The organism is Arthrobacter sp. PAMC25564 (assembly GCF_004798705.1).
Taxonomy (GTDB): Bacteria; Actinomycetota; Actinomycetes; order Actinomycetales; family Micrococcaceae; genus Arthrobacter.
On record NZ_CP039290.1, the window covers coordinates 1,723,721 to 1,746,007 of the forward strand.

At 68.7% G+C, this 22,287-nt stretch carries 23 protein-coding genes and 1 riboswitch; of the genes, 10 read left to right on the forward strand and 13 right to left on the reverse strand.

The annotated features are described in order from the left end of the window. Nucleotides 1-59: 59 nt before the first annotated feature. The gene (locus tag E5206_RS07915; RefSeq protein ID WP_136322007.1) at nt 60-920 is read left to right on the forward strand and encodes a general stress protein; all 861 of its coding nucleotides are present in this window, start codon (nt 60-62) and stop codon (nt 918-920) included. A gap of 45 nt (nt 921-965) precedes the next feature. Here E5206_RS07915 and E5206_RS07920 read toward each other — a convergent pair whose 3' ends face one another. The 5 genes from E5206_RS07920 to E5206_RS07940 form a co-directional block, all read right to left on the reverse strand. Next, nucleotides 966-1,523, reverse strand: a complete 558-nt coding sequence (locus tag E5206_RS07920) for a hypothetical protein (RefSeq protein ID WP_136322008.1) — start codon at nt 1,521-1,523, stop codon at nt 966-968. 150 nt (nt 1,524-1,673) lie between these two features. Further along, the gene (locus E5206_RS07925) at nt 1,674-1,925 is read right to left on the reverse strand and encodes a hypothetical protein (protein WP_136322009.1); all 252 of its coding nucleotides are present in this window, start codon (nt 1,923-1,925) and stop codon (nt 1,674-1,676) included. A 347-nt stretch (nt 1,926-2,272) separates the two neighbouring features. Further along, nucleotides 2,273-2,611, reverse strand: a complete 339-nt coding sequence (locus tag E5206_RS07930; protein ID WP_136322010.1) for a YnfA family protein — start codon at nt 2,609-2,611, stop codon at nt 2,273-2,275. Next, nucleotides 2,608-3,882, reverse strand: a complete 1,275-nt coding sequence (locus E5206_RS07935) for an APC family permease (RefSeq protein ID WP_136322011.1) — start codon at nt 3,880-3,882, stop codon at nt 2,608-2,610. Before E5206_RS07935 ends, E5206_RS07930 begins: the two co-directional genes overlap by 4 nt. A gap of 4 nt (nt 3,883-3,886) precedes the next feature. Continuing rightward, nucleotides 3,887-5,485: an aminopeptidase P family protein gene (locus E5206_RS07940; protein WP_136322012.1), complete on the reverse strand. Its 1,599-nt coding sequence runs from the start codon at nt 5,483-5,485 to the stop codon at nt 3,887-3,889. Nucleotides 5,486-5,611: 126 nt separating this feature from the next. Here E5206_RS07940 and E5206_RS07945 point away from each other — a divergent pair, with 126 nt between their 5' ends. Then, the gene (locus E5206_RS07945; RefSeq protein WP_136322013.1) at nt 5,612-6,457 is read left to right on the forward strand and encodes a PHP domain-containing protein; all 846 of its coding nucleotides are present in this window, start codon (nt 5,612-5,614) and stop codon (nt 6,455-6,457) included. 20 nt (nt 6,458-6,477) lie between these two features. Here the strand turns inward: E5206_RS07945 and E5206_RS07950 are convergent, their stop codons facing one another. From E5206_RS07950 to E5206_RS07960, 3 genes are all read right to left on the reverse strand, one after another. Continuing rightward, nucleotides 6,478-7,359, reverse strand: a complete 882-nt coding sequence (locus tag E5206_RS07950; protein WP_136322014.1) for a site-specific DNA-methyltransferase — start codon at nt 7,357-7,359, stop codon at nt 6,478-6,480. An 8-nt stretch (nt 7,360-7,367) separates the two neighbouring features. Next, a complete protein-coding gene (locus tag E5206_RS07955) occupies nt 7,368-9,149 on the reverse strand; it encodes a DEAD/DEAH box helicase (protein WP_136322015.1) in 1,782 nt (593 codons plus the stop codon). Between the two features lie 310 nt (nt 9,150-9,459). Beyond that, nucleotides 9,460-10,938 (reverse strand): RNB domain-containing ribonuclease, encoded by a 1,479-nt coding sequence (locus E5206_RS07960; RefSeq protein ID WP_136322016.1) that lies wholly within the window; start codon nt 10,936-10,938, stop codon nt 9,460-9,462. A 41-nt stretch (nt 10,939-10,979) separates the two neighbouring features. On the opposite strand from E5206_RS07960, the gene E5206_RS07965 reads away from it, so the two are divergent. Next, on the forward strand, nt 10,980-11,651 hold the full coding sequence (locus E5206_RS07965) for a ferritin-like fold-containing protein (RefSeq protein ID WP_136322017.1): 672 nt from the start codon (nt 10,980-10,982) through the stop codon (nt 11,649-11,651). 41 nt (nt 11,652-11,692) lie between these two features. On the opposite strand, the gene thiE is transcribed toward E5206_RS07965, so the two are convergent. Beyond that, on the reverse strand, nt 11,693-12,391 hold the full coding sequence (gene thiE, locus E5206_RS07970) for a thiamine phosphate synthase (protein WP_136322018.1): 699 nt from the start codon (nt 12,389-12,391) through the stop codon (nt 11,693-11,695). A 26-nt stretch (nt 12,392-12,417) separates the two neighbouring features. Continuing rightward, nucleotides 12,418-12,551: riboswitch (TPP riboswitch) on the forward strand. On the opposite strand from thiE, the gene thiO reads away from it, so the two are divergent. The 4 genes from thiO to E5206_RS07990 all read left to right on the forward strand — a co-directional run bounded on the left by thiO (nt 12,546) and on the right by E5206_RS07990 (nt 15,720). Further along, nucleotides 12,546-13,883, forward strand: coding sequence for a glycine oxidase ThiO (gene thiO, locus E5206_RS07975; RefSeq protein ID WP_136322019.1), 1,338 nt, complete (start codon nt 12,546-12,548; stop codon nt 13,881-13,883). Its footprint overlaps the riboswitch before it by 6 nt. Beyond that, nucleotides 13,880-14,116, forward strand: a complete 237-nt coding sequence (gene thiS / locus E5206_RS07980) for a sulfur carrier protein ThiS (RefSeq protein WP_136322020.1) — start codon at nt 13,880-13,882, stop codon at nt 14,114-14,116. Before thiO ends, thiS begins: the two co-directional genes overlap by 4 nt. Nucleotides 14,117-14,235: 119 nt before the next feature. After that, on the forward strand, nt 14,236-14,958 hold the full coding sequence (locus E5206_RS07985; protein ID WP_240690149.1) for a thiazole synthase: 723 nt from the start codon (nt 14,236-14,238) through the stop codon (nt 14,956-14,958). A gap of 75 nt (nt 14,959-15,033) precedes the next feature. Next, a complete protein-coding gene (locus E5206_RS07990; protein ID WP_136322021.1) occupies nt 15,034-15,720 on the forward strand; it encodes a 4a-hydroxytetrahydrobiopterin dehydratase in 687 nt (228 codons plus the stop codon). A gap of 33 nt (nt 15,721-15,753) precedes the next feature. Here E5206_RS07990 and E5206_RS07995 read toward each other — a convergent pair whose 3' ends face one another. The 3 genes from E5206_RS07995 to E5206_RS08005 form a co-directional block, all read right to left on the reverse strand. Next, on the reverse strand, nt 15,754-16,056 hold the full coding sequence (locus E5206_RS07995) for a hypothetical protein (RefSeq protein WP_136322022.1): 303 nt from the start codon (nt 16,054-16,056) through the stop codon (nt 15,754-15,756). 9 nt (nt 16,057-16,065) lie between these two features. After that, entirely contained in the window at nt 16,066-16,290 is a 225-nt protein-coding gene (locus E5206_RS08000; protein WP_136322023.1) for a DUF3107 domain-containing protein, read from the reverse strand. A 61-nt stretch (nt 16,291-16,351) separates the two neighbouring features. Then, entirely contained in the window at nt 16,352-17,017 is a 666-nt protein-coding gene (locus E5206_RS08005) for a TetR/AcrR family transcriptional regulator (RefSeq protein ID WP_136322024.1), read from the reverse strand. 88 nt (nt 17,018-17,105) lie between these two features. Between E5206_RS08005 and moeB the strand changes: the two genes are divergently transcribed. Together moeB and E5206_RS08015 are read left to right on the forward strand one after the other, a co-directional pair. Continuing rightward, a complete protein-coding gene (gene moeB / locus E5206_RS08010; protein WP_240690044.1) occupies nt 17,106-18,353 on the forward strand; it encodes a molybdopterin-synthase adenylyltransferase MoeB in 1,248 nt (415 codons plus the stop codon). A 95-nt stretch (nt 18,354-18,448) separates the two neighbouring features. Further along, nucleotides 18,449-19,471 carry an SDR family NAD(P)-dependent oxidoreductase gene (locus E5206_RS08015; RefSeq protein WP_136322025.1) on the forward strand — a complete coding sequence of 341 codons (1,023 nt, stop codon included), beginning with the start codon at nt 18,449-18,451 and terminating at the stop codon, nt 19,469-19,471. Nucleotides 19,472-19,619: 148 nt separating this feature from the next. On the opposite strand, the gene E5206_RS08020 is transcribed toward E5206_RS08015, so the two are convergent. Next, nucleotides 19,620-20,996 (reverse strand): glutamyl-tRNA reductase, encoded by a 1,377-nt coding sequence (locus tag E5206_RS08020; RefSeq protein WP_240690045.1) that lies wholly within the window; start codon nt 20,994-20,996, stop codon nt 19,620-19,622. A 157-nt stretch (nt 20,997-21,153) separates the two neighbouring features. Here E5206_RS08020 and hemE point away from each other — a divergent pair, with 157 nt between their 5' ends. Beyond that, nucleotides 21,154-22,287: a uroporphyrinogen decarboxylase gene (gene hemE, locus E5206_RS08025; RefSeq protein ID WP_136322026.1), complete on the forward strand. Its 1,134-nt coding sequence runs from the start codon at nt 21,154-21,156 to the stop codon at nt 22,285-22,287.

Here is a 22,287-nt window from a genome sequence, read left to right on the forward strand (position 1 = left end):
CTGCTCTCTTTTAGCTGAATTTGCAGGCTATCACCAGCCGGATAGGCGAGAATGGGCCTATGTCAAACATTTTTGGTGCTCCCAGGGCCGGCGCCCCCAATGGCCCGGACGATGCCCGCAGTGTTCCCAAGGGGGACACCGTCGGTTCATACAACTCCTATCTGGATGCCCAGAAGGCGGTGGACTATCTGGCGGACCAGCAGTTTCCGGTGCAGATGGTCTCGATCGTGGGCAATGACCTGAAGATGGTGGAGCGGGTGACCGGCAGGCTCACGTATCCGCGTGTGGCCCTCTCGGGTGCGCTCAGCGGCATGTGGTTCGGCCTCTTCGTCGGAGTCCTGCTGTCCTTCTTCTCGACGACGCCGGGGTACTTTTCGATCGTGACGTCCGTACTGATGGGGGCCGCGTTCTTTATGCTTTTTGGCATCGTCACCTACGCCATGCAGCGCGGCAAGCGCGACTTCACCTCGACGAGCCAGGTCGTGGCGACCAGCTACGACGTCGTGGTGTCCTTCGAGGCCGCGAACGAGGCCCGCCGCCTGCTGCACCAGCTGCCCATGACCCAGCATGACGCCTCGGGGGCACCCGTGGGCGGCTACACCCAGCACGACTACCAGAACCAGCAGCCCGGGCAGGGTCCGCAACGACCCGCGGGCTGGAATGACCCGTACGGCCAGCGGATGCCGGAGGCGGGCGGCCAGCCGGCCGGACAGCATGCTCCGGAAGCCCCGGCACAGCCGGGCCAGTCCACCCAGCCTGCGGGCCCGGACGAGTCGGGCCAGCCTGCCCCGCGGGTCTCCGGCGTCACCTACCCGGACCTGCCGGACGGCAGGCCCCAGTACGGTCTCCGGGCAGCTGATGTGCAGAAGGCGCAACAGGCCCAGGAGGAGCGCCAGCACCAGGACGGCACCCAGCAATAGGTCCACCGGGTCCGGGGTGACGCAGGACCTGCCATGGGCAGGCTCCTAAGTAAATCGACGATTGTGTTTCGCGGCTGCCCCGGGTGCCTTACGGGGGAGGTCCCTTCCGGGCTGTTGCCGGTGCCTGGAGAAGGACTGGTCGAAGGCCAGGATCGTGATCCATCCCATGGCTGCCCAGGCAATGAAATTGGGCGCCCACCAGTACGGGGTGTCCCATGCGAGGAACAGCGTCCCGCTGAGCGATGTCACGATGGCGTCCCGGGCCACCCCGTAGAAGGGAAGCGCGCCAGCCAGGAAGAGTCCGTAGCGCGGGTTCTTTTCCCGCAACCACCAGTAGACCAGCAGCAGGGAAGAACCGTAGATCAGCGCCACGGCCACATACAGGTCCAATGGCAGCCCAGCGACCAGGCCGGGCATTGTGTAATGCCAGAAGCCCAGGAGCCGTGCCGCAGTATCGGCGACGGCAACCACGGCCGCCGCAACCCAGCCAAATTCCAGCGCCCGACGCCAGACCCTTGCCGGCGGCTTCACCCAGATCCGGACCAGCCACAGAACCGCGATGCCGATCAACGGCGCAAGCACCCGGATGACGAGCAGACCCATGGCAATATTTTATGTCCTCCGGGCTTCCCGGCGGATACCCGGTGTTGCCCGAGCCACGCAAAAAAGTCAGCGGGACGGCTGGAAGATAGTTCCGCCGTCCCGCTGATCTCCGGTCGGTGCCGATCTCACCCTGCTAGAGGTGTACGACGGTCACCACCGGTTGCGGTGGTCACGATTGTCGCAGCGGTTCCACCAGTTGTGGTTGTCCCACTTGTGGCCCCACGGGTCGAAGCGGTCACACCTGTTGTGGTCGTTGTGGCTGTCCCACCAGCTTTGATTGGACATGCTGACCGAGACCGGGGCCGAGGCCGGGGTCGCCGCGCTGGCAGGGAGGGCACTGACGCCCAGGCCCAACGCAGCTGTCATAGCGGCGGTTCCAATCACGCGGGTAATCGTATGCATGGAAATGATCCTTTACTTGCGGTTTGCGTCCTGGATCGATCCGCAACCACATGACCTGCCGGCCCGGTGGGTCTGCGGGGAATTCCGTCTTCTCCATAGGCGGGGAACGCAAACGGGGTGCGATGTGGAGATGTTCCGCCGGAATCAGCCGCCGGCGGTCATGGAATGCCCTTTCCTCAAGGGCCACTGTCCTGCCGGGGGCATTGGCCCGAACAGGACCATAACCATTAAAGGCCCGCGGCGGGCACTTGGACAAGGGGACAATCTCCTCCCGTTAATCCGTCTGCACCGGGTCGGGTGACCCCATCCCCGGCCTTTGGGGGATCCCATGAATGTGACGGGCCGGTTCAGCCCGCGCCGCGGGGTGCGAACATGATGACGGACACCCCGAGCAGGCAGATCACCGTGCCGGCGGTGTCCCACCGGTCGGGCCGGAATCCGTCGAAGATCATGCCCCAGGCCAGGGAACCGGCGACGAACACGCCTCCGTACGCGGCGAGGATCCGGCCGAAGTGCGCGTCCGGCTGCAGGGTCGCCGCGAACCCGTAGAGGCCCAAAGCGACTACTCCCAGCCCGGCCCACCACCACTCCTTGCCTTCGCGGACCGACTGCCAGACGAGCCAGGCACCGCCGATTTCAGCTGCTGCTGCCAGGACGAAGAGCGCGATGGACTTGGCGATGGTCATGGATCGTTACTTCCTGACGTTCCGGCGAAGCGCAGCCGCACGCCGCGGTACAGGATGCCGGCGGCGAACATGACCAGTCCCGCGATCACGGAGCCCACGGGCAGGGTGGCCACGAGGGCCATGCACGCGACGGCGCCGGCGAGCTGCAGCGCCCTGGGGTAGCGGCGGTGTTCTCCGGTCTGGGTGTACGCGGCGAGGTTGGCGACGAGGTAGTAGACCAGGACACCGAAGGACGAAAAGCCGATGGCTCCCCGGAGGTCGGCCACGCTGATGATGAGGCAGATGACTCCGGCAAGGGCCAGTTCGGCCCGGTGCGGGACCTTGAAGCGTGGATGCACGGCGGCCAGCCAGCGGGGCAGGTCCGCTTCCCGCGCCATGGCCAGGCTGGTCCTGCCCAGGCCGGCGATCAGGGCCAGCAGCGCCCCGAGCGAGGCAAGTGCGGCGCCCACCCGGACGAGAGGCGATGCCCAGTTCCAGGACCCGGCCGATACGGCGGCGGCCAGCGGCGCCGGGGTGCCGGCGATGCCGTCCGGGCCGAGGACCGCGAGGACGCTGACGGCGATGACGGCGTAGACCGCGACGGCGATGGCCAGCGCGATCACGATGGCCCGAGGAATGGTCGTCCGCGGATTGATGACCTCTTCGCCCATGGTGGCAATGCGGGCGTAGCCGGCGAAGGCGAAGAAAAGCAGGCCGGCGGACTGCAGGATCCCGTACCAGCCGTGGGAAAACAGGCCCCCGTCCACAAGCCTCAGGGGGTCGGCGGCGCCGGCCCCCCAGCAGGCTGCGGCGACGACGGCCAGGGCGGCCAGGACAGCGGCGACGATGATCCGGGTCAGGGCAGCGGTGCGTGTCACGCCCCGGTAGTTCACGGCGGCCAGCAGGAGCACCGCGGCGATCGCGACGGGCCGTTCCCAGCCGGGAGGCGCAGCGTAGGCGGCAAACGTCAGGGCCATGGCCGCGCTGCTGGCCGTCTTGCCGATGATGAAGCCCCAGCCGGCCAGAAAGCCCGGCCAGGGACCGAGCCGTTCCCGCCCGTAGACGTAGCTGCCGCCGGAGGTCGGATATTCGGCGGCGAGCTGGGCCGAGGCCGTGGCGTTGCAGTACGCGACCACGGCCGCCACCAGGAGGCCGAGCAGCAGCCCGGACCCGGCGGCCTGGGCCGCAGGGGTGAACGCGGCGAAGACCCCGGCGCCGATCATGGACCCGAGGCCGATGACGACCGCATCAAAGGTGTTCAGCCTGCGGGCCAGAACCGCATGGTTGCTCAAGGTGTTACGGGCCGGTGAGGCTAGGCGGTCTGGTGTCGGCTTCCTGGTAGATGCCCGACATCCAGGACTCGACGTCGTCCGCCTTGCGGGGCAGTGCCGCGCTGAGGTTGACCGGACCTTCGGCCGTCATCAGGATGTCATCCTCGATGCGGACGCCGATGCCACGGTATTCCTCGGGAATGCCGAGGTCCTCTTCCTTGAAGTAGAGGCCGGGTTCGATCGTGAACACCATACCGGGGGTCAGGACGCCGTCCAGGTACAGCTCACGCTTCGCCTGGGCGCAGTCGTGGACGTCCAGGCCCAGGTGGTGGCTGGTGCCGTGCGGCATCCAGCGGCGGTGCTGCTGGCCCTCGGCGCTGATGGCTTCCTCGACGGAGACCGGCAGCAGGCCCCATTCGGCGAGCCGCTCCGCCAGCACGGTGGTGGCCGCGGTGTGGATGTCGCGGAACTTCGTGCCGGGCCGGGCGGCGGCAAAGCCGGCGTCGGCGGCGTCGAGCACCGCCTCGTAGACCTTGCGCTGGATCCCGGTGAAGGTGCCGTTGGCCGGCAGGGTGCGGGTGATGTCCGCGGTGTAGAGCGAGTCGGCCTCGACGCCGGCGTCAAGCAGCAGCAGTTCGCCGGCGTTGATCCTGCCGGTGTTCCGGGTCCAGTGCAGCACGGTGGCGTTGTTGCCGGACGCCGCGATGGTGTCATAACCGAGCTCGTTGCCTTCCTCCCGGGCCCGGGCGAAGAACGCGCCTTCCACGACGCGCTCGCCGCGCTGGTGGGTGAGCGCCCGCGGCAGGGCCTTGACGACCTCGGTGAAGCCCTGCACGGTGGCGGCGACGGCGGTCTTCATCTGCTCGATTTCCCACTCGTCCTTGAGCAGACGAAGCTCGGAGAGGGCCTCGGCGAGCTTGTCGTCCAGGGCATCGAGGACGCCGAGGTCCAGGTTCTCGGGATCCTTGGCCGTGTTGTAACGGGCGGTGTCCACGAGGGCATCGATGTTCTCGTCGACCTTGCGCACCAGGCGGATCGAGATCCCGCCGATTTCCGGGGCGCCCACGTTCTTGGTGACCGCCAGCTCCAGCCCGCCGATATCCGCGGTCTCCAGGCCCAGCCGGGCCTTGAACTCGGCGAGGGTCGGCCGCGCGCCGATCCAGAACTCGCCGGACCGTGAGTCGGCGTAGAACTGCTCGGTGTCCCGGCCGGCCAGCGGCCGGAAGTAGAGCGTCGCCTGGTGGTTCCCGCCGTCGTCGCCCTTGCCATCGGCCACCGGCTCCAGGACCAGGACAGCGTCGGGCTCATGGTCCACGCCCAGGCCGGTGAGGTGCGCGAAGCCCGAATGCGGGCGGAAGCGGTAGTCGCAGTCATTCGAGCGGACCTTCAGCGGCCCGGCGGGGATGACCAGCCGTTCACCTTTGAACTGCACTGAAATGGCGCGGCGCCGGGCGGCGGCGTGGTCCGCGACAACGTCCCGTTCGGGGAGCTGTTGCCGGGACGGCGCCCAATTGCTGGCCATAAAGGCCTTGAACGCGTCGGAACTGGGCCGCTGCGAGCGGTTGTTGACGCGCTCGTCGAGAGGCTGGGAAGCGGAGACCTGGGTGTTATCTGCATCGTTCACCGTCCCATAGTCTCACCAGCGCAGCGGCTTAGGCCAACGGATGCCGCCGCCGGCTGGCCCGGCCCCCGGGCCGGCCCGGATGCGAACGCACCGCGCCGGATCGCGCCCGTCTACTAGGCTGGTGGGGTGAGGATTGACCTGCATGCCCACTCGAATGTTTCCGACGGCACCCAAGCCCCGGCGGACGTGATGGCGTCTGCCGCGGCGGCCGGGCTCGACGTCGTGGCCCTGACCGACCACGACTCCACCGACGGCTGGGCGGAGGCGGCCCCCGCGGCCCGGGAACACGGCATCGCCCTGGTGCCCGGAATGGAAGTCTCCTGCCGCACGGCGGAGGGCATCAGCGTCCACCTGCTCAGCTACCTGCATGACCCGGCCCATCCCGGGCTGCTGGAGGAAATCACCAAGGCCAAGGACGCCCGCCACACCCGGGCGCAACGGATGGTGTCACTGCTGGCCGAGGACTATCCGCTGACCTGGGATGACGTCATCCACCATGTGGCGCCCGGGGCAACCCTGGGCCGGCCGCACATCGCCGATGCGCTCGTCGCCGCGGGCGTGGTCGAGGACCGGTCCGAGGCCTTCAGCTCGATCCTGACCTCGCACTCGCGGTACTTCGTGCAGCACTACGCGCCGGACCCGGCGCTCGCCGTCGGACTGGTCCGTGCAGCCGGCGGGGTTCCGGTGTTTGCCCATCCCGTCGCGTCCGCGCGCGGACGGATCGTGGGGGAGCGCACCTATCGGGAGATGATCGACGCCGGACTGGCCGGGCTGGAGATCTACCACCGGGACAACCCGGAGGAGGGCCGGGAGTTCCTCCTCCGCCTGGCCCGCCGGCATGGCCTGCTGGTGACGGGATCCTCGGACTACCACGGCTCCGGGAAGCCGAACCTGCTGGGCGAGAACCTGACCTCGCCCGAGGTGCTGGCCAGGATCGAGGAACTGGGCACCGGAACTTCCGTGGTGCGGTGACGGGCCGTCCGGGCCGGGGTTCAGGCCGGGGGGAGTGGCGGGAACTCGGTGAACTGCGCGTGCGCGGCGAGGCGTTTGGCCATCACATCGATGGCCGGCTGGTTCTGGTCCACGCAGACGAACCTGCGGTCGAGTTTTGCGGCCACTGCGCCGAGCGTCCCGGAGCCGGCGAAGAAGTCCAGGCACCAGTCGCCCGGGCGGCTTGAGGCTGCCACCACGCGACGGATCAGTCCCTCGGGTTTCTGCGTCGGATAGCCGGTCTTCTCCTTGCCGGTGGGGGAGACGATGGTGTGCCACCAGACGTCGGTGGGCAGCTTGCCGAGCTCGCGCTTGGCCGGCGTGACGAGCCCCGGGGCCATGTACGGCTCGCGGTCCACCTCGGCGCTGTCGAAGTGGTACCTGGCCGGATTCTTGACGTACACAAGGATGTTGTCGTGCTTGGTGGGCCAGCGGAACTTGGCCCGCGCACCGTAGTCGTAGGCCCAGATGATCTCGTTGAGGAAACACTCGCGGCCGAAGATGGCGTCGAGCATGACCTTCGCGTAGTGCACCTCGCGGTAGTCCAGGTGCAGGTACAGGGTGCCGTCGTCGGCGAGCAGCCGCCAGGCCTCCATGAGCCGCGGCTCCAGGAAGGACCAGTAGTCGCTGAACGCGTCGTCGTAACTGTGCAGGGCGCCCTTGATGGTGTCATAGGACCGGCCCTTGAAGCCGACGCGGTCACCCTCGCCGCCGGCATTGCGGACCATCGTGGTTTGCTGGCGCCGCTGGACGCGCCCGGTATTGAAGGGCGGATCCACATAAATCAGTGTGAAGGCGCCGTCCGGCAGCATGGGGAGGTACTCCGCGTTGTCCGCGTGTACCACCAGGTTGCTGCCGTCCGGCGCCCAGACGGTGTCAGTCATGGAGGGGTTTAGGCCTCGGCGTTGCTCGGCCGGGCGGCGGCGTTCTGCGCGCCCCCGGTCACCACTTCGCCGTTGTGGCGGCGGGTGCGGGTCCGGCGGCGGGCGCGGGTGGCCCGGTCGACCTCGGTCGCTGCGGTGGCCGTGGCCCGGGCTGAAACCGCGGCGGGTGCTGCCGCCCGGGTTACCGCAGCCTCCGGCTGGCTGGCTACGGCAGCTTCTGCGGCTGCGGGACGACGCCGGCGCTCGCCGGAGCGCCCGCTGTCTGTTCCGGCGCTGTCGGCACCGCTGCGGCGGCTGCCGCTGCGGCCGCCGGCTGTGCCGCCGTCACGTCCGGCTCCGCGGCCGGCGGTGCCGCCGTCACGTCCGGCTCCGCGGCCGCTGCCGGCTTGTCCGCTGCGGGTGTTCTTCTTGCCGGTCTCGCCCAGGTCCTCCAGGACTTCGGCGTCCACTCCGGCCAGCACACGCTTGTCGCGGGGCAGGCGGCCCTTGGTGCCCGCGGGGATGTCGAGCTCCTCGTAGAGGTGCGGCGAGGAGGAGTAGGTTTCCACCGGCTCCGGGACGCTCAGGCCCAGGGCCTTGTTGATCAGGCCCCAGCGGGGCATGTCGTCCCAGTCAACGAAGGTCACGGCCGTGCCCTTGTTGCCGGCACGGCCGGTGCGGCCCACGCGGTGCAGGTAGATCTTTTCGTCTTCAACACACTGGTAGTTGATGACGTGCGTGACGTCGTCGACGTCGATGCCACGGGCGGCAACGTCGGTGGCCACGAGGACGTCCACCTTGTTGTTGCGGAAGGCGCGCAGCGCCTGCTCGCGGGCACCCTGGCCCAGGTCGCCGTGGATGGCGGCTGCGGCGAAACCGCGGTCCACGAGTTCCTCGGCAACCTTGGCGGCGGTGCGCTTGGTCTTGGTGAAGATGATGGTGCGGCCCCGGCCGCGGGCCTGCAGGATGCGGGCGACTACCTCGATCTTGTCCATGCTGTGGGCACGGTAGATCAGCTGGCGGATGTCGCGCTTGGTCAGGCCCTCGTCATCCGGGTCCGCCGCACGGATGTGGGTCGGCTGGGTCATGTAGCGGCGGGCCATGGCGACGACCGGGCCGGGCATGGTGGCCGAGAACAGCAGCGTCTGGCGGACGGCAGGGGTGCCGGCGATGAGGGTCTCGACGTCCGGCAGGAAGCCGAGGTCCAGCATTTCATCGGCCTCGTCCAGGATGACCATCTTGACGTTCTTCAGGACGAGGTGCTTCTGCTTGTACAGGTCGATGAGGCGGCCGGGGGTACCGACGACGACCTCGACGCCCTTCTGGAGTGCCTCGACCTGGGGCTCGTAAGCACGGCCGCCGTAGATCGTGGCGATGCGGGCGTTGCGCTTGCGGGCGGCGTTCTGCAGGTCGTTGGCGACCTGCACGGCGAGCTCGCGGGTCGGCACGATCACGATGGCCTGGGGTGCGCCCGGGGCGGCCAGCTGGTCATAGCCGGCGTCGTCCGGTCCGACGACGCGCTGCAACGCCGGGATGCCGAAACCGAGGGTCTTGCCCGTGCCTGTCTTGGCCTGGCCGATGATGTCGTGGCCGGCTAGGGCTACCGGCAGCGTCATGGCCTGGATCGGGAACGGGTGCGTGATGCCGGCGTCGGCAAGGGACTCGACGATATCCGCGCGGACGTTGTACTCGGCGAAAGTCTTCTCGGCAATCTCGTGCGGTTTTTCGTCCGAGATGATGGTCTCTTCCGGCTCAATGGTTTCTGTGCCGGATTCGTCGATCAGCAGTTGGTGCGTGTGCAATTCACTCACAGTGGAGTTTCCTTATTCATTTGGGCATTGACGCCGCTTGCTCAACGGGGCCGGCCGGCTGGCCGTTCCGGAGCACGCTCAGGCGCGCAAGCAATTCCAGTGGAAGCCGATCGCGGGCTATCTGAATACTGGCACTGGGGACCAGCGGGTGTGTCTCAAGATCGCGTAGGGGCGGGCTTGTTGAATTCTAAAATCAAGGAAATCAACGACCGGGCATCCATATCTACCTCTCCAGTCTAGCTGTACGCCGCCCGGAACCTCGACTGTCCCCGCCAGGACGGCGCAAATGCGGCGCGCGGAGGTGCGGCTCTCAGCCCACCAGCTCCAGCCGGACCTCGCGCGTGGCGATGTCGGAGGACACGATCCGGACCCGCACCTGGGTACCGGATTCCAGTTCGCCGGGGCACCGCGCAGTCACCGCTGGCTCGGCAATCTGGACAATCCCGGAGGGGCCGTTGCCGTTGCCGTTGGCTCCCTGCTTGCCGTTCCCGTTCCTGGCGGGCCGTGATCCGGAGATGACGACGGCGTCGAACTCCTGGCCGATGTGGTTGACCAGCAGGGCAGCCTCGACGGTGTCCAACGCCAACCGTTCGAGCCTGGCGGCCAGCTGGTCCGACGACGCCATGATTGCCGGCAGGGACGGAAGCGCCTGGCGTGCCCATCCCGGAACGTCCGTGCCGTTGCTGAGCGCTTCGCAGATGACCAGCACAAAACGGTCAATCAGCCGCCGCAACGGGGCGGTGGTGTGCGCGTACGCGGCGCCGATGGCGGACTGGATCCCGTCCTGGGGGACGGTCCCGTCGAAGGGCGTGTACCCGGCACCGCGGAACAGCATGCCGGCCGAGTGCACAATCGCCAGCTGGCGGGGATCCGTCGGGTCAAGGGTCCGCAGGTACTCGCCGTAGCTCATCTCCCCGTCCCAGGGCTTGCCCAGGGCGTGCGTCTGGCGGTGGAAGTGCGCCAGCGACCCTTCATCCGGGGCGGGCATCGTCCGCAGGATCCCGACCTTGCCCTTGAGCATCAGCTCGGCCGCGGCCATCCCGGTCATCAGCGAAATCTGGGCGTTCCAGTCTTCGACCGGCAGCGCCGGGGCCGCGACGATCCGGTAGCCGCCGTCGGGCAGCTGTTCAATTTCCTGCTCCGGCATGTTCAGGCTGGCCCCGCCGCGGAGGCGTTCCAGCTCCACCCGCTTGATGCCCACCTCCTTGAGCAGGAGCAGCACCGGGCCGGCGGTGCCGGCGTCGAGATCGGCCTGGACGCCCTGGTAGCTGAGCTTGGCGCGGCTGCGGACGCGGGCCCGGCGCACGAGCACGGAGCACACCTCGGCGGCGGCATCCAGCTCGAATTCCCAGACGAACGCGGCGCACAGTTGCCCGGCGAGCAGGCTGCCGGCGGCTTCGCTGATGATCTCAGGGTGCAGCGGAATCCGGCCGTCCGGGGTGTAGAAGGTCTGGCCGCGGCGGCGGGTTTCGGCGTCCAGCGCACTGCCGGGGGCGACAAATGACGGGACGTCGGCGATGGCGTAGAACACCTTGTAGCCCTCGCCGGAACGGTCGATGAAGAGGGCCTGGTCCAGGTCAGTGGAGGCGGCCGGATCAATGGTCACGAACTCGATCCGGGTGAGGTCCAGCTCCGGCAGTTCGTGCCAGGCAACGGCCTCCCTGGCGTCCCGGAGCGCATCCTCGGGGAACGGTCCCGGCAGCTCCAGCGTGGTGCGCAGCGCATTCAGCGCCGTGGAAAGTTGGTTCTTTTGTTGGCGCATGCTGGGGGTCAGGCGATGATGGGACACGAAAATCAGATTAGCTCGATTTGCGCCATTAGTCTTGGACCATGAGCGCATCCCCGGCCGGTCCTGCCCGCTACAACAGCGTCCTGATGGATCTGCTCGGCGTGATGGCCTATGGCGAGCTTTCGGCCTTCGAGCGGCTCTCCTCCGACGCCCGCTATTCGCCCACCCTGCACGACCGTGCGGTGCTCGGCCGGATCGCCGTGATCGAATTCCAGCACTACGAACTGGTCCGCGCCAGGCTTGAGGAATCGGGCCTCGACGCCGAGGCCGCGATGCTTCCCTTCCAGCCCTCCGTGGACCACTTCCACGAACGCACGCGCCCGGCGGACTGGTACGAGTCGCTCATGAAGGCGTATGTGATCGACACGGTCTCCGGCGATTTTTACCGTGCCGTTTCCCGCTATGTCGACGCCGGAACCCGGGAACTGGTCGAGCGGATCCAATCGGACGAAGAAGCCACCACGGTCCTGCGGGAACTGCTCAGGACCGCCCTTGCGGCGGACCCGCGGCTGGCCTCACGGCTGTCCCTGTGGGCGCGGCGGCTGCTGGGCGAGGCCCTGACCCAGGCGCAGCGGGTGAGCTTCGAGCACGCGTTCCTCCCCGGCCTGATCGGGGCGGACGAGGCCCGCTCCAGGGAAGTGGTCAGCGGACTGTTGGCCGAACTCGCGGCCAACCACTCCCGCCGGATGACGCAGTTGGGGCTGAGCGGCTGAGCCGGCGGTCCGGTCAACCGCCGCAAGCCGCCGGCTGTCGCTCAGGCTTCCGCGGCGTCCAGGGCTGCGAGCAGGGCGCGCGCGGCGCCGGCAGGGTCATCGGCGTCGGTAATGGCCCGGACCACAACGATCCTCTGCGCGCCGGCCTCGAGGACCTGCTCCACATTGCCAAGATCGATCCCGCCGATCGCGAACCACGGCAACACGTCCTCGATCCGGCCGTCGGCTTTGCCGGTCCCCGCGGTCCGGATGGCCTGCGCGGCGTAGCGGACCAGGTCGAGCCCGACGGCGGCGCGGCCAGGTTTGGTCGGGGTGGCCCAGACGGGTCCCACGCAGAAATAGTCCAGTCCGCTGCGCCCCGGCGAGGCAGCAATCGCGGCATCGATCTGTTCCGGGCTGTGGGTGGACAGCCCGATCACGGTGTCCTTGCCCAGGAAGGTCCTCGCCGCCTCGGGCGGGATGTCCTTCTGGCCGATGTGGAACACCGGCGCCGCAGACAGCGAGGCAATGTCCGCCCGGTCATTGACGGCCCACAGCCGGCCGTGGCGGTGGGCGGCCGCGTGCAGGACCTCGAGGAGTTCGAGCTCCTCGGCCGCCTCCAGGGTCTTGTCGCGCAGCTGGATGATGTCCACGCCGCCGGCGAAGGCCGCGTCTACGAAGTCCTCGAAGTCGCCGCGGTCCTTGCGGGCATCGGTGCACAGGTACAGGCGGGCGGTGGTGTGGAGGGCATCCTGGCTCATGACACCAGCCTAGTTCCTCTAAACTGGGCCCATACCGCGGGAGCCCGCTGCAGCCTCGTGCGCCTCTGGCGTTCGACGCTGCAGGGCTGAGAGGGCGTTGGAGCCGACCGCTTGACCTGATCCGGTTAGTACCGGCGTAGGGAAGGATTCCTTCATGGACACACGAACCGACCGTGACGCGGCGAATGATGACGCAGCGTCTGGCGTTTGTTACGACGTAGCGGTGATCGGCGGCGGGGTGATCGGCCATGGCATCGCCTGGGAGGCCATCCGTTCGGGCCGGTCCGTCGCACTGATTGACGACGCCCCGGGCAGCGGGGCCAGCTGGGCCGCCGCGGGCATGCTCGCCCCCGTCAGCGAGCTGCACTACCAGGAGGAGGCGCTCCTGGAGCTCATGATCGAATCGTCGCGCCTGTGGCCGGCCTTCGCGGCAGGGCTGGACAACGCAACAGACAACGCTCCGGCAGCCGGAACGGACAAAGGGACGCCGGACAACGGAACCGGTTACCTCACGACGCCGACCCTCGCCGTCGGGTTTGACGCCGCCGACCGCCGGGCGCTCGCCGACCTCCGGGCCGTCCAGCAGGCTTCAGGCCTCATTGTGGAGCCCCTGGGCGTTCGTGAGGCGCGCGGCCGGGAACCGCTGCTGAGCCCCGGGATCTCCTGCGCCTTCGACATTCCCTCCGACCACCAGGTGGATCCCCGCAGGCTCGTCGCCCGGATTTCCGTCCTGCTCGCGGCGGACAGCCGAAGCCGTGCCGTTGCCCGGCGCGCCGCCGGCCTGCTGTGGGAGGACGGGCGTGTGGCCGGGGTCAGCCTCGCCGGCGGCGGCGCCGTCCAGGCGAAGGAAACCATTGTGGCGAACGGGCTCGGCGCGGCGGAGCTCGGCGGCCTCCCGGCCGGCCTCGCGCTGCCGCTGCGGCCGGTCTACGGGGACATCCTCCGGCTCCGTGTACCCGACCGGCTGCGGCCGCTGCTCACCGCCACCCTGCGGGGCCTGGTCCGCGGGGTTCCCGTGTACATCGTCCCGCGGCAGGACGGCACCGTGGTGATCGGGGCGACCCAGCGCGAAGACGCCCCTTCGGACCCGTCCGCGGTCTCCGCCGGCGGCGTCTACCAGCTGCTCCGGGACGCCCAGCAGTTGCTGCCCGCCGTGGCCGAGCTGGAACTGCTGGAAGCCACAGCCCGGGCGCGCCCCGGCACGCCGGACAACGCGCCGCTGCTGGGCCGCGTGGCGCTCGCCGGGAGCGATGACGGGGAGGAAATCCCCGGCCTGATCATTGCCACCGGCTTCTTCCGGCACGGCGTCCTGCTCACCCCGGTGGCCGCGGCGATCTGCCGGCAGCTGCTGGACGGAACGGCCCACCCCCGCTGGGCGGGATTCCGTCCCGGCCGTTTCTCCCGCCTCCCCGCCCCGGAGCTTCACCACCGCCAGGAAACTGACCGCAGCCAGGGAACCAAGGAAACCAAGGAAGCCAAGGAAACAGTATGAACATCAGATTGAACGGAGCGGACCACGCCGTCGCCGACGGCGCCTCCGTCGGCACGCTGGTCAGCCAGCTAACCGGCCGGACGCTCGCCCCGAACGGCCAGTCAGCAGACGGCCGGAAGCTCGGCGTCGCCGTGGCCCGCAATTCAGAGGTGGTGCCGCGCAGCCAGTGGCACGGCACCGCGCTGGCCGAGGGCGACGACGTCGAACTCGTCACGGCAGTACAGGGAGGATGAACAGCATGAAGGAAACCGCATTCGCAGGACCGGCCGCAGCGGACCGCCGGCCCACCCCCGGCACCGACACCGGTGATCCGTTCATCGTCGACGGAGTCCTCTTGGGCTCCCGCCTGATCATGGGCACGGGCGGGGCGCCGAGCCTGGACGGGCTGGGGGCCGCGCTCGTGGCGTCCGGGACCGGACTGACCACGGTGGCCATGCGCCGCTACTCGCCCGCCGAGGCAGGCTCGCTGTTCCAGTTGCTCGTCGACCACAACATCAGGGTGCTGCCCAACACCGCCGGTTGCTTCACGGCCAAGGACGCCGTGCTGACCGCCGAACTGGCCCGCGAGGCCCTTGAAACAGACTGGGTCAAGCTCGAAGTCATCGCCGACGAGCACACCCTGCTGCCGGACGCCGTCGAGCTGGTGGACGCCACCGAGCAGCTCGTGGGCCGGGGCTTCAAGGTCTTTGCGTATACGAACGATGACCCGGTGCTGGCACTGCGGCTGGAGAACCTCGGCGCCACCGCGGTGATGCCGCTGGGCGCGCCGATCGGCACCGGCCTGGGCATCCTGAACCCGCACAACATCGAACTGATCGTCTCGCGGGCGTCCGTGCCCGTGGTGCTCGACGCCGGAATCGGGACCGCCTCGGACGCGGCCCTGGCGATGGAGCTCGGCTGCGACGCGGTGCTGCTGGCAACGGCAGTGACCCGGGCGCAGAATCCGGCGCTGATGGGGGAGGCCTTCAAACACGCGGTCATCGCCGGTAGGCTGGCGAAAACGGCAGGCAGGATCCCGCGCCGCGAACACGCCCTGGCGTCCTCCGCCATGGAAGGCCGGGCCGAATTCCTCTGAATCCGGCCGCTCCCGGTTGACCGCCGGCCGCGCCAGCCGGCCCGCCGCACCGGTCCAGCCAGCAAGGAGCCTGCCATGGCAGCTACGGAAGACGTCCTCACCCGCCCCCAGATCGACGAGGCCCTGGCCGGCCTGCCGGACTGGAGGTACCGCCTCGGCGGGCTGGTGAGCGTATACAAGGCGCCGACGGCGGCCGCTGCACTGGAGCTGATCGCCGCCGTCGGGCACCTCGCTGAAGAACAGGACCATCACCCGGACCTGGACTGGCGCTACAACCGGGTCTTTCTCCGCTACAGTTCCCACGATGCCGGCACCGAGGTGACGCCGCGGGACGTCAAAGCGGCCGCGGCGGCCAGCGCGGCGGCCGCCGCCGTCGCCGCCACCGCGGAACCGGGGCTGTACCGGACGGTGGAAGTAGCCATCGATTCGGAGGATCCCGAGGCGATCTCCGGGCTCTGGCGGGTGGCGCTCGGCTACCGCAAGGGACGGTTCGGTGACCTCGTGGACCCGTACGGCCGCGGCCCCTCGCTCTGGTTCCAGCAAACCGACACCCCGGACGTCAACCGGCTCCACCTCGACATCCACCGGAGCAAGGCCGAATCCGGGCCCGTGCTGGACAAGACAGCAGCCACCGGAGCCTTAATGAACCGTGACCACGCACCCGGTTGGGTGGTGGTCACGGATGCGCAAGGGAACCGGCTGTGCCTGTGCACCGAAGAAGGCCACGGGCCCGCCGCCCCGCAGGGACAGCAGCAGGGATGAAGACAGAGACAGCAGCAGTCAGGTGCGGGCCCGTCAGAGCTTCAGGATGGCGGTGAGCCGGGCCGTGTCCAGGCGGGTGCGGCGCCGGCCGAGGTACAGCACCGCAGCAACGGCGGCCGCGGTGCCCAGCACGACCGGCAGGACCCACGGGATCCAGGTCAGGCCCGGCTGGTAGGCGAACCCTGCCGCGATGAAGATGATCCAGCTCAGCATCCCGACGGAGGCCGCAATGCCGGCCGGCACGGAAATGCCGTACTTCGCGTGCCGCTTGTCATTGGCCCAGACCACGAAACCCGCGGCCACGGTCACCATGGCGACCACAATCAGGGAAAGCATCCAGGATTCCTAGAGGGCGCCGAAACCGACGCGGCGGACTTCTTCGGCTCCGATTTCGACGTAGCCAAGGACGTTGGCGGGGACGATGATCTGGCGGCCCTTCTCATCGGTCAAGCGGAGTTCGGTGCCCTTGGCGATGGCCTCTCCGACCACCTTGGCCACGGCGTCCGCGTCCTGGGTCGATTCGAGCACAATTTCGCGGCCGATGTTCTGAATGCCGATCTTTACTTCCACAGCAAGGCCTCCTGGCCAATCAAAGTCGAATAAATATCAAAGGGTCATCTCTATTTGTAGTCTAGGTTTCCTTGGGGAAGCGGGAGATTCCGCGCCAAGCTAAACGGTAGATCAGGTCGCTGGCCACATCGAGGTCGAGATTTCCGGCGGTTTCCAGCCAGTACCGGGCGCTGACCTGCGCCATTCCGGCCAAGGCGCGGCCCAGCAGCTGGGCCTCGAGCTCGGGCAGCCTGGTGTCTTCGGCGATCACGCGGGCGACGGCGTCGGCGAAGGTCTTGTTGAACGTCTCCAGCCGGGAGCTCACATCAGGGTCATTGATCAGGTCCGATTCGAAGACGAGGCGGTGCGCCTGGTCGTCGCCGGCGATGAACCGGTAATAGGCGCGCATGACGGCCTGGACACGCTCGTCGTTGTCCGTGGTGGAATTCAGGGCGCCGAGCAGGAGCCCGGTGAGCTTGCTCAGATGGCTGTCCAGCAGGGCCAGGTACAGCTCGCGTTTGGACGGAAAGTGCTGGTACAGCACGGGCTTGCTCACATGCGCGGTGTCGGCGATTTCGTCCATGGCGGCCCCGTGGTAGCCGTTGGCGACAAAGACTTCCTGCGCGGCCGCGAGCAGCTGCGCCCGTCGTTCGTCGCGGGGGAGCCGCGCCGAGCGCTGGCCGCCGTTCCGCGCCGGCCCGGCCGCCTTTCCGGTGTTGTCCCGCTCAACCGGAGCCTGATGGATCACTGTCCGCCTACTTTCCCTACTCTGTTCTTCTACATACTTTACGCGCGGGTAATATGACCCGGCGGCATCTTCGGGCTTAGATTGAAGTATGGCTTCCAAGTTGACCGCAAATGCCGCCCCCGCCGCCCCGGAACGGCTGCCTGATGCCGTGTTTGATACAGTGCCCGCTCCGCTCCCCGGACCGCTGGTCGAACCGGCGGACGGCCTGACCCCGGAGGAGGTCCAGCGCTACTCCCGGCACCTGATCATTCCCGAGATCGGGGCGCTCGGCCAGCGCCGCCTCAAGAACGCCAGGGTCCTCGTGATCGGGGCCGGCGGGCTCGGCTCTCCCGCGCTGCTGTACCTGGCCGCCGCAGGGGTGGGGACCCTGGGCATCATCGACGACGACGAGGTGGAGCTGAGCAACCTCCAGCGCCAGGTGATCCACGGGGCCGCGGACGTCGGCCGGCCCAAGATCGAGTCCGCCCGCGACTCCGTCGCGGCCCTGAACCCGCTGGTGGACGTCCGCCTGCACAACGCCCGCCTCGACGCCTCCAACGCCCTGGAACTCTTCGCCGGTTACGACCTCATCCTCGACGGCGCCGACAACTTCGCCACCCGCTACCTCGTGAACGACGCCGCCGCGATCCTGGGCAAGCCCTACGTCTGGGGCTCGATCTTCCGCTTCGACGGCCAGGTCAGCGTCTTCTGGGAGCAATACGGACCGACGTACCGGGACCTCTACCCGGAGGCGCCGCCGGCCGGATCCGTGCCATCGTGCGGGGAAGGCGGAGTGTTCGGGATGCTGTGCGCCGCCGTCGGATCACTGATGGTGACGGAGGCCGTCAAACTGATTACCGGCGTCGGGCGTTCCCTGCTCGGACGCGTGGCGCTTTACGATGCCCTGGGCGGAACCTGGCGCGAGATCAAGGTATCCAGGGACCCCGCGGCGGAACGGATCACGGAGCTCACCGATTACGAGGCCTTCTGCGGGATCGCACCCTCGGCGGAGGCCGGCACCGCCCATACCGTCACGGCGACCCAGCTCGCCGCCATGCTGGCCTCCCGCAAGGCAGGGCTCAAGGATTTCCAGCTGGTGGACGTGCGCGAGAGCGGGGAGTATGAGATCGTCCGGATTGACGGGGCCGTGCTGATCCCGCAGGGCAGGATCCTGGCCGGCGAAGCGTGGCAGGAACTGCCGCAGGACACTGACATCGTCTTCCATTGCAAGGGCGGCACACGCTCCGCGGCCGTCCTGGCCGCGGCCCGCGCCGCCGGATACGAACGCGTCAGCCACCTCGACGGCGGGATCCTCGCCTGGGTGCGGGACGTGGAACCAGGCAAGCCCGTCTACTGAACGCAACGCGGGGTCACATACGGTCCGTCGCAGGGCCTCGGATGGGCCGTATGTGACCCCGCGTTGCAGCTGGCCCTGACTAGGAAAGGCACCTCATGAGCGAGATCGGCAGCGTGACACCGCAGCACCAGATCGGCTCCGGCTTCGGCCGGGGGTCCACGGCGGCGGAGGTCATCGCGGGTATCGATTTGAGCGGGAAGACCGCGATCGTCACCGGCGGCTACTCCGGGCTGGGCCTGGAAACTGTCCGGGCGCTTTCCTCTGCCGGGGCCCGGGTGATGGTGCCGGCGCGGCGGCCGGAACATGCCCGCGAGGTGCTGGACTCGGCCGGTTTGCCTGCCGGAATGGTCAGCGTGGCGGCTTTGGACCTGGCGGACCAGGCCAGCGTGAAGGAATTCGCTGCGGACTTCCTGGCCTCGGGTTTTGCGGGCGCTGATGTTGCCCGGGCGGGCCGCGGACTGGACATCCTGATCAACAACGCCGCCATCATGGCCAGCCCCGAGCGCCGGGTCGGGCCCGGCTGGGAGTCGCAGTTCGCCACGAACCACCTGGGCCACTTTGCCCTCACCAACCTGCTGTGGCCCGCGCTGTCCGCCGGGGGAGGCGCCCGGGTGGTCTCGCTGTCCTCCACCGGGCACAAGCTCTCAGCCATCCGCTTCGAGGACATCAACTTCGACGCCGGCTACGACAAGTGGCGGGCCTACGGGCAGGCCAAGACCGCCAACTCCCTCTTTGCCGTGCAGCTCGACGCCCTCGGCCGGGACCTCGGCGTGCGGGCCTTCGCCGTGCATCCGGGCGGGATCATGACCGAACTGCAGCGTCACCTCCCGCGGGAGGAAATGATTGCCGCCGGCTGGATGGATGCCCAGGGCAACGTCGACGCCCGGTTCAAGTCCGCTGCCCAGGGCGCCGCGACCTCCGTGTGGGCCGCGACGTCCCCGAAGCTTGAAGGCATGGGCGGCGTCTACTGCGAGGACTGTGACATCGCCGAACCGACCGTTCCCGGATCGCCGGAGGCGCGGATCAGGGGAGTGGACGCGCATGCGGTGGACCGGGCGGATGCCGCCCGCCTCTGGACGCTGTCAGCCGAGATGACGGGGATCAACGCCTTCGGCTGAGGTCCCCGGGCTGCCCGGGATTGCCGAGTGCGGGACGTGGAATAAGGCAAGCCCGTCTACTGAAGACAACGCGGGGTCAGATACGGACCGCCGAAGGGCATTGGATGGGCCGTATCTGACCCCGCGTTGCTCTGCAGTTGAGGATCGGCTAGGCGGAGTGGCGTTCCGCCTGTTCCTGGTTTCCGGGTCCATTGCCGACGTCCTGCCCGGCCGGGCACTCTGCCCCGGCGGTGGCTGCGGAGGCGGATCCGGACGCGGTCCGTGCCCCCGGCTGCTCCACGGTGATGCCGTACAGGGCCTCGAGGGCGGCGACGTAATCATCCTGCTGTCCGTTGGCGGCCAGTTCGCGGGCCCGGACGGTGGGGACGTGCAGGAGCTGTTTGACCATCCGACGGAGGGCGAATTCCACTTCCTCGGCAGCGGCGGTGCAGCCGTGGCGGGCGCGCACCTTCTCCATCTCGGCATCCAGCACGTTCATCGTGTGGCGGCGCAGCGCAACGATCGCGGAATCCACGGAGCGTGCCTCGCGTTCCTGCTCAAAGGCACTCGCGGCGCCCGCGACAATGCTGCTGGCCTGCGCCAGCGATTCGGCCTGTTCCTGCGGGGCAGCGAGCCGGACGGATTCCAGCGTCAGCAGCTCGACGCCGTCGAGCTCGCCGACCTTGGGATCGAAATCGTGGGTGAGGGCCAGATCGATGGCGATCAAGGGCTGGGGCGACGACGCCCGGACCCTGGCCAGCTCGGACGCTTCGACGCGCGCGTCCGAGCCGCTGCAACCGATCATGACGTCGGCCGCGGCGACGGCGGCCGGAAGGGTTTCGGTGTCCAGGGCCGTGCCGCCGCGGGTCGCGACGAAGCCTGCGGCGCGGCCCGAGGAGGAGTAGACGGAGACGTCGGTGCAGCCGCGTTCGCGCAGCAGCGACATCGTGGCGCCGGCGTAGGCGCCGGTGCCGAACACGACGGCCTTCTTGGCGGACCAGTCGGGGTTCTCGGAGAGGTCGGTGGCGAGGTCGAGGGCCACGGACACGACCGAGAGTCCGCGGGCGCCGAGCGCGGTCTGCGCGCCGACGTCCTTGGCCGTCTTGGAGGCCGCCTGGAACAGCCGCACGAGGCCCGAACTTGCCGTGCCTTCGGCCTGGGCGGTGATCAGCGCCCGGCGGACCTGCCCGGCGATTTCGCGTTCGCCGACGACGGCGGAATCCAGTCCGGAGCTGACCGAGAAGAGGTGCTGGCTGACCTCCGGACCGGTGCGGGTGCTGAAGGAGCGGGAAACGAGCTGGCCGTTGAGGCCGCTGGCCCCGCTGATCTGGGCGATGAGGGCCTCACGCGCCGCATCGACGTCACCGGGATGGGGGGCTTCACCGTAGATTTCGAACCGGTTGCAGGTGGCAAGCACAACGGCACCCGCCACTGCCGGCGATCCGGCGAGGGCGGATGTGGCGAGCTCTGAAGCGCCGGTGCTCAGGCGAGCAACGGTCTCGAGGTCGATGTCGGCGTGTGTAGCCACCAATGAGAAAAGAACCACAGCAGGTCAATCATAGCTTTTTCGCGGCCGGGTAGAACAACAACGCCGTGTGTGACCGCGCACGCCGGCCCGTGATTCATGTCATGGCGGCGTCCGCCGCGACCCGGTGACAGACTGTCGTTATCTTTTGGGGCCGATTTTGGGCACAATCGAAGTCATGACTCCTAGCGCGGCGGCAATAAACGGCACGGCAATAAAAGGCACGGCAACTCACGGCACGGCAGCTGGAACGCTCGACGCCGGACATCCGCTGATGGACGGCCGCACCGCCGGATCCCCGCTGATCACCGCCTACCGGGGCGGCAAGCCCTCCCGCCGTCCTGTCTGGTTCATGCGCCAGGCCGGCCGCTCGCTGCCCGAATACCTCAAGGTGCGCGAAGGCGTGGGCATGCTGGAATCCTGCCTACGCCCCGAACTGGCCGCCGAGATCACCCTCCAGCCGGTGCGCCGCCACGACGTCGACGCGGCCATCTTCTTCTCCGACATCGTGATCCCGCTCAAGCTGGCCGGCGTCGGCGTGGACATTGTCCCCGGCGTGGGCCCCGTCCTGGACAAGCCCGTCCGCACCGCCGAGGACGTCGCCGCCCTCCCAGAGCTGACCTGGGAGGCCCTGGAACCGATCCGGGAAGCCGTCCGGCTCACCGTGGCCCAGCTGGGCAGCACCCCGCTGATCGGCTTCGCGGGCGCCCCCTTCACCCTCGCGGCCTACATGGTGGAAGGCAAGCCCTCCCGCGACCACCTGGGCCCGCGCACCATGATGCACGCCGACCCTGAAACCTGGACCGCGCTGGCCAACTGGGCCGCGGACGCCTCCGGCATGTTCCTGAAGGCGCAGCTGGAAGCCGGCGCCTCCGCCGCGCAGCTCTTCGACTCCTGGGCCGGATCGCTGGGACTGGCCGACTACGAGCGTTTTGTTGCCCCCGCGTCGTCCCGCGCCCTGGACCATATCCGGCACCTTGGGGCCCCGCTGATCCACTTCGGCACCGGCACCTCGGAACTGCTCGTGGCCATGCGCGACGTCGGCGTCGACGTCGTCGGGGTCGACTACCGGCTGCCGCTGGACGAAGCCAACCGCCGCCTCGGCGGGACCGTGCCGCTGCAGGGCAACATCGACCCGGCCCTGCTCTCCGCGCCCTGGCACGTCCTGGAAGCCCATGTCCGCGCCGTGATCGCCGCCGGCGCCGCGGCCCCCGGCCATGTCCTGAACCTCGGCCACGGCGTTCCGCCGGAGACCGACCCGACGGTGCTGACGCGCGTCGTCGAACTCATCCACTCGATCTCCCCGGCGTAA

Coding starts and splice junctions, on each gene's coding strand:
- E5206_RS07925 (WP_136322009.1), bottom strand. CDS start 1,925: ATGCATACGATTACCCGCGTGATTGGAACCGCCGCTATGACAGCTGCG.
- thiS (WP_136322020.1), top strand. CDS start 13,880: ATGAACATCAGATTGAACGGAGCGGACCACGCCGTCGCCGACGGCGCC.
- moeB (WP_240690044.1), top strand. CDS start 17,106: ATGGCTTCCAAGTTGACCGCAAATGCCGCCCCCGCCGCCCCGGAACGG.
- E5206_RS07990 (WP_136322021.1), top strand. CDS start 15,034: ATGGCAGCTACGGAAGACGTCCTCACCCGCCCCCAGATCGACGAGGCC.
- E5206_RS07915 (WP_136322007.1), top strand. CDS start 60: ATGTCAAACATTTTTGGTGCTCCCAGGGCCGGCGCCCCCAATGGCCCG.
- hemE (WP_136322026.1), top strand. CDS start 21,154: ATGACTCCTAGCGCGGCGGCAATAAACGGCACGGCAATAAAAGGCACG.
- E5206_RS08015 (WP_136322025.1), top strand. CDS start 18,449: ATGAGCGAGATCGGCAGCGTGACACCGCAGCACCAGATCGGCTCCGGC.
- E5206_RS07965 (WP_136322017.1), top strand. CDS start 10,980: ATGAGCGCATCCCCGGCCGGTCCTGCCCGCTACAACAGCGTCCTGATG.
- E5206_RS07995 (WP_136322022.1), bottom strand. CDS start 16,056: ATGCTTTCCCTGATTGTGGTCGCCATGGTGACCGTGGCCGCGGGTTTC.
- E5206_RS07950 (WP_136322014.1), bottom strand. CDS start 7,359: ATGACTGACACCGTCTGGGCGCCGGACGGCAGCAACCTGGTGGTACAC.
- E5206_RS07930 (WP_136322010.1), bottom strand. CDS start 2,611: ATGACCATCGCCAAGTCCATCGCGCTCTTCGTCCTGGCAGCAGCAGCT.
- E5206_RS07985 (WP_240690149.1), top strand. CDS start 14,236: ATGGGCACGGGCGGGGCGCCGAGCCTGGACGGGCTGGGGGCCGCGCTC.
- E5206_RS07920 (WP_136322008.1), bottom strand. CDS start 1,523: ATGGGTCTGCTCGTCATCCGGGTGCTTGCGCCGTTGATCGGCATCGCG.
- thiO (WP_136322019.1), top strand. CDS start 12,546: ATGGACACACGAACCGACCGTGACGCGGCGAATGATGACGCAGCGTCT.
- thiE (WP_136322018.1), bottom strand. CDS start 12,391: ATGAGCCAGGATGCCCTCCACACCACCGCCCGCCTGTACCTGTGCACC.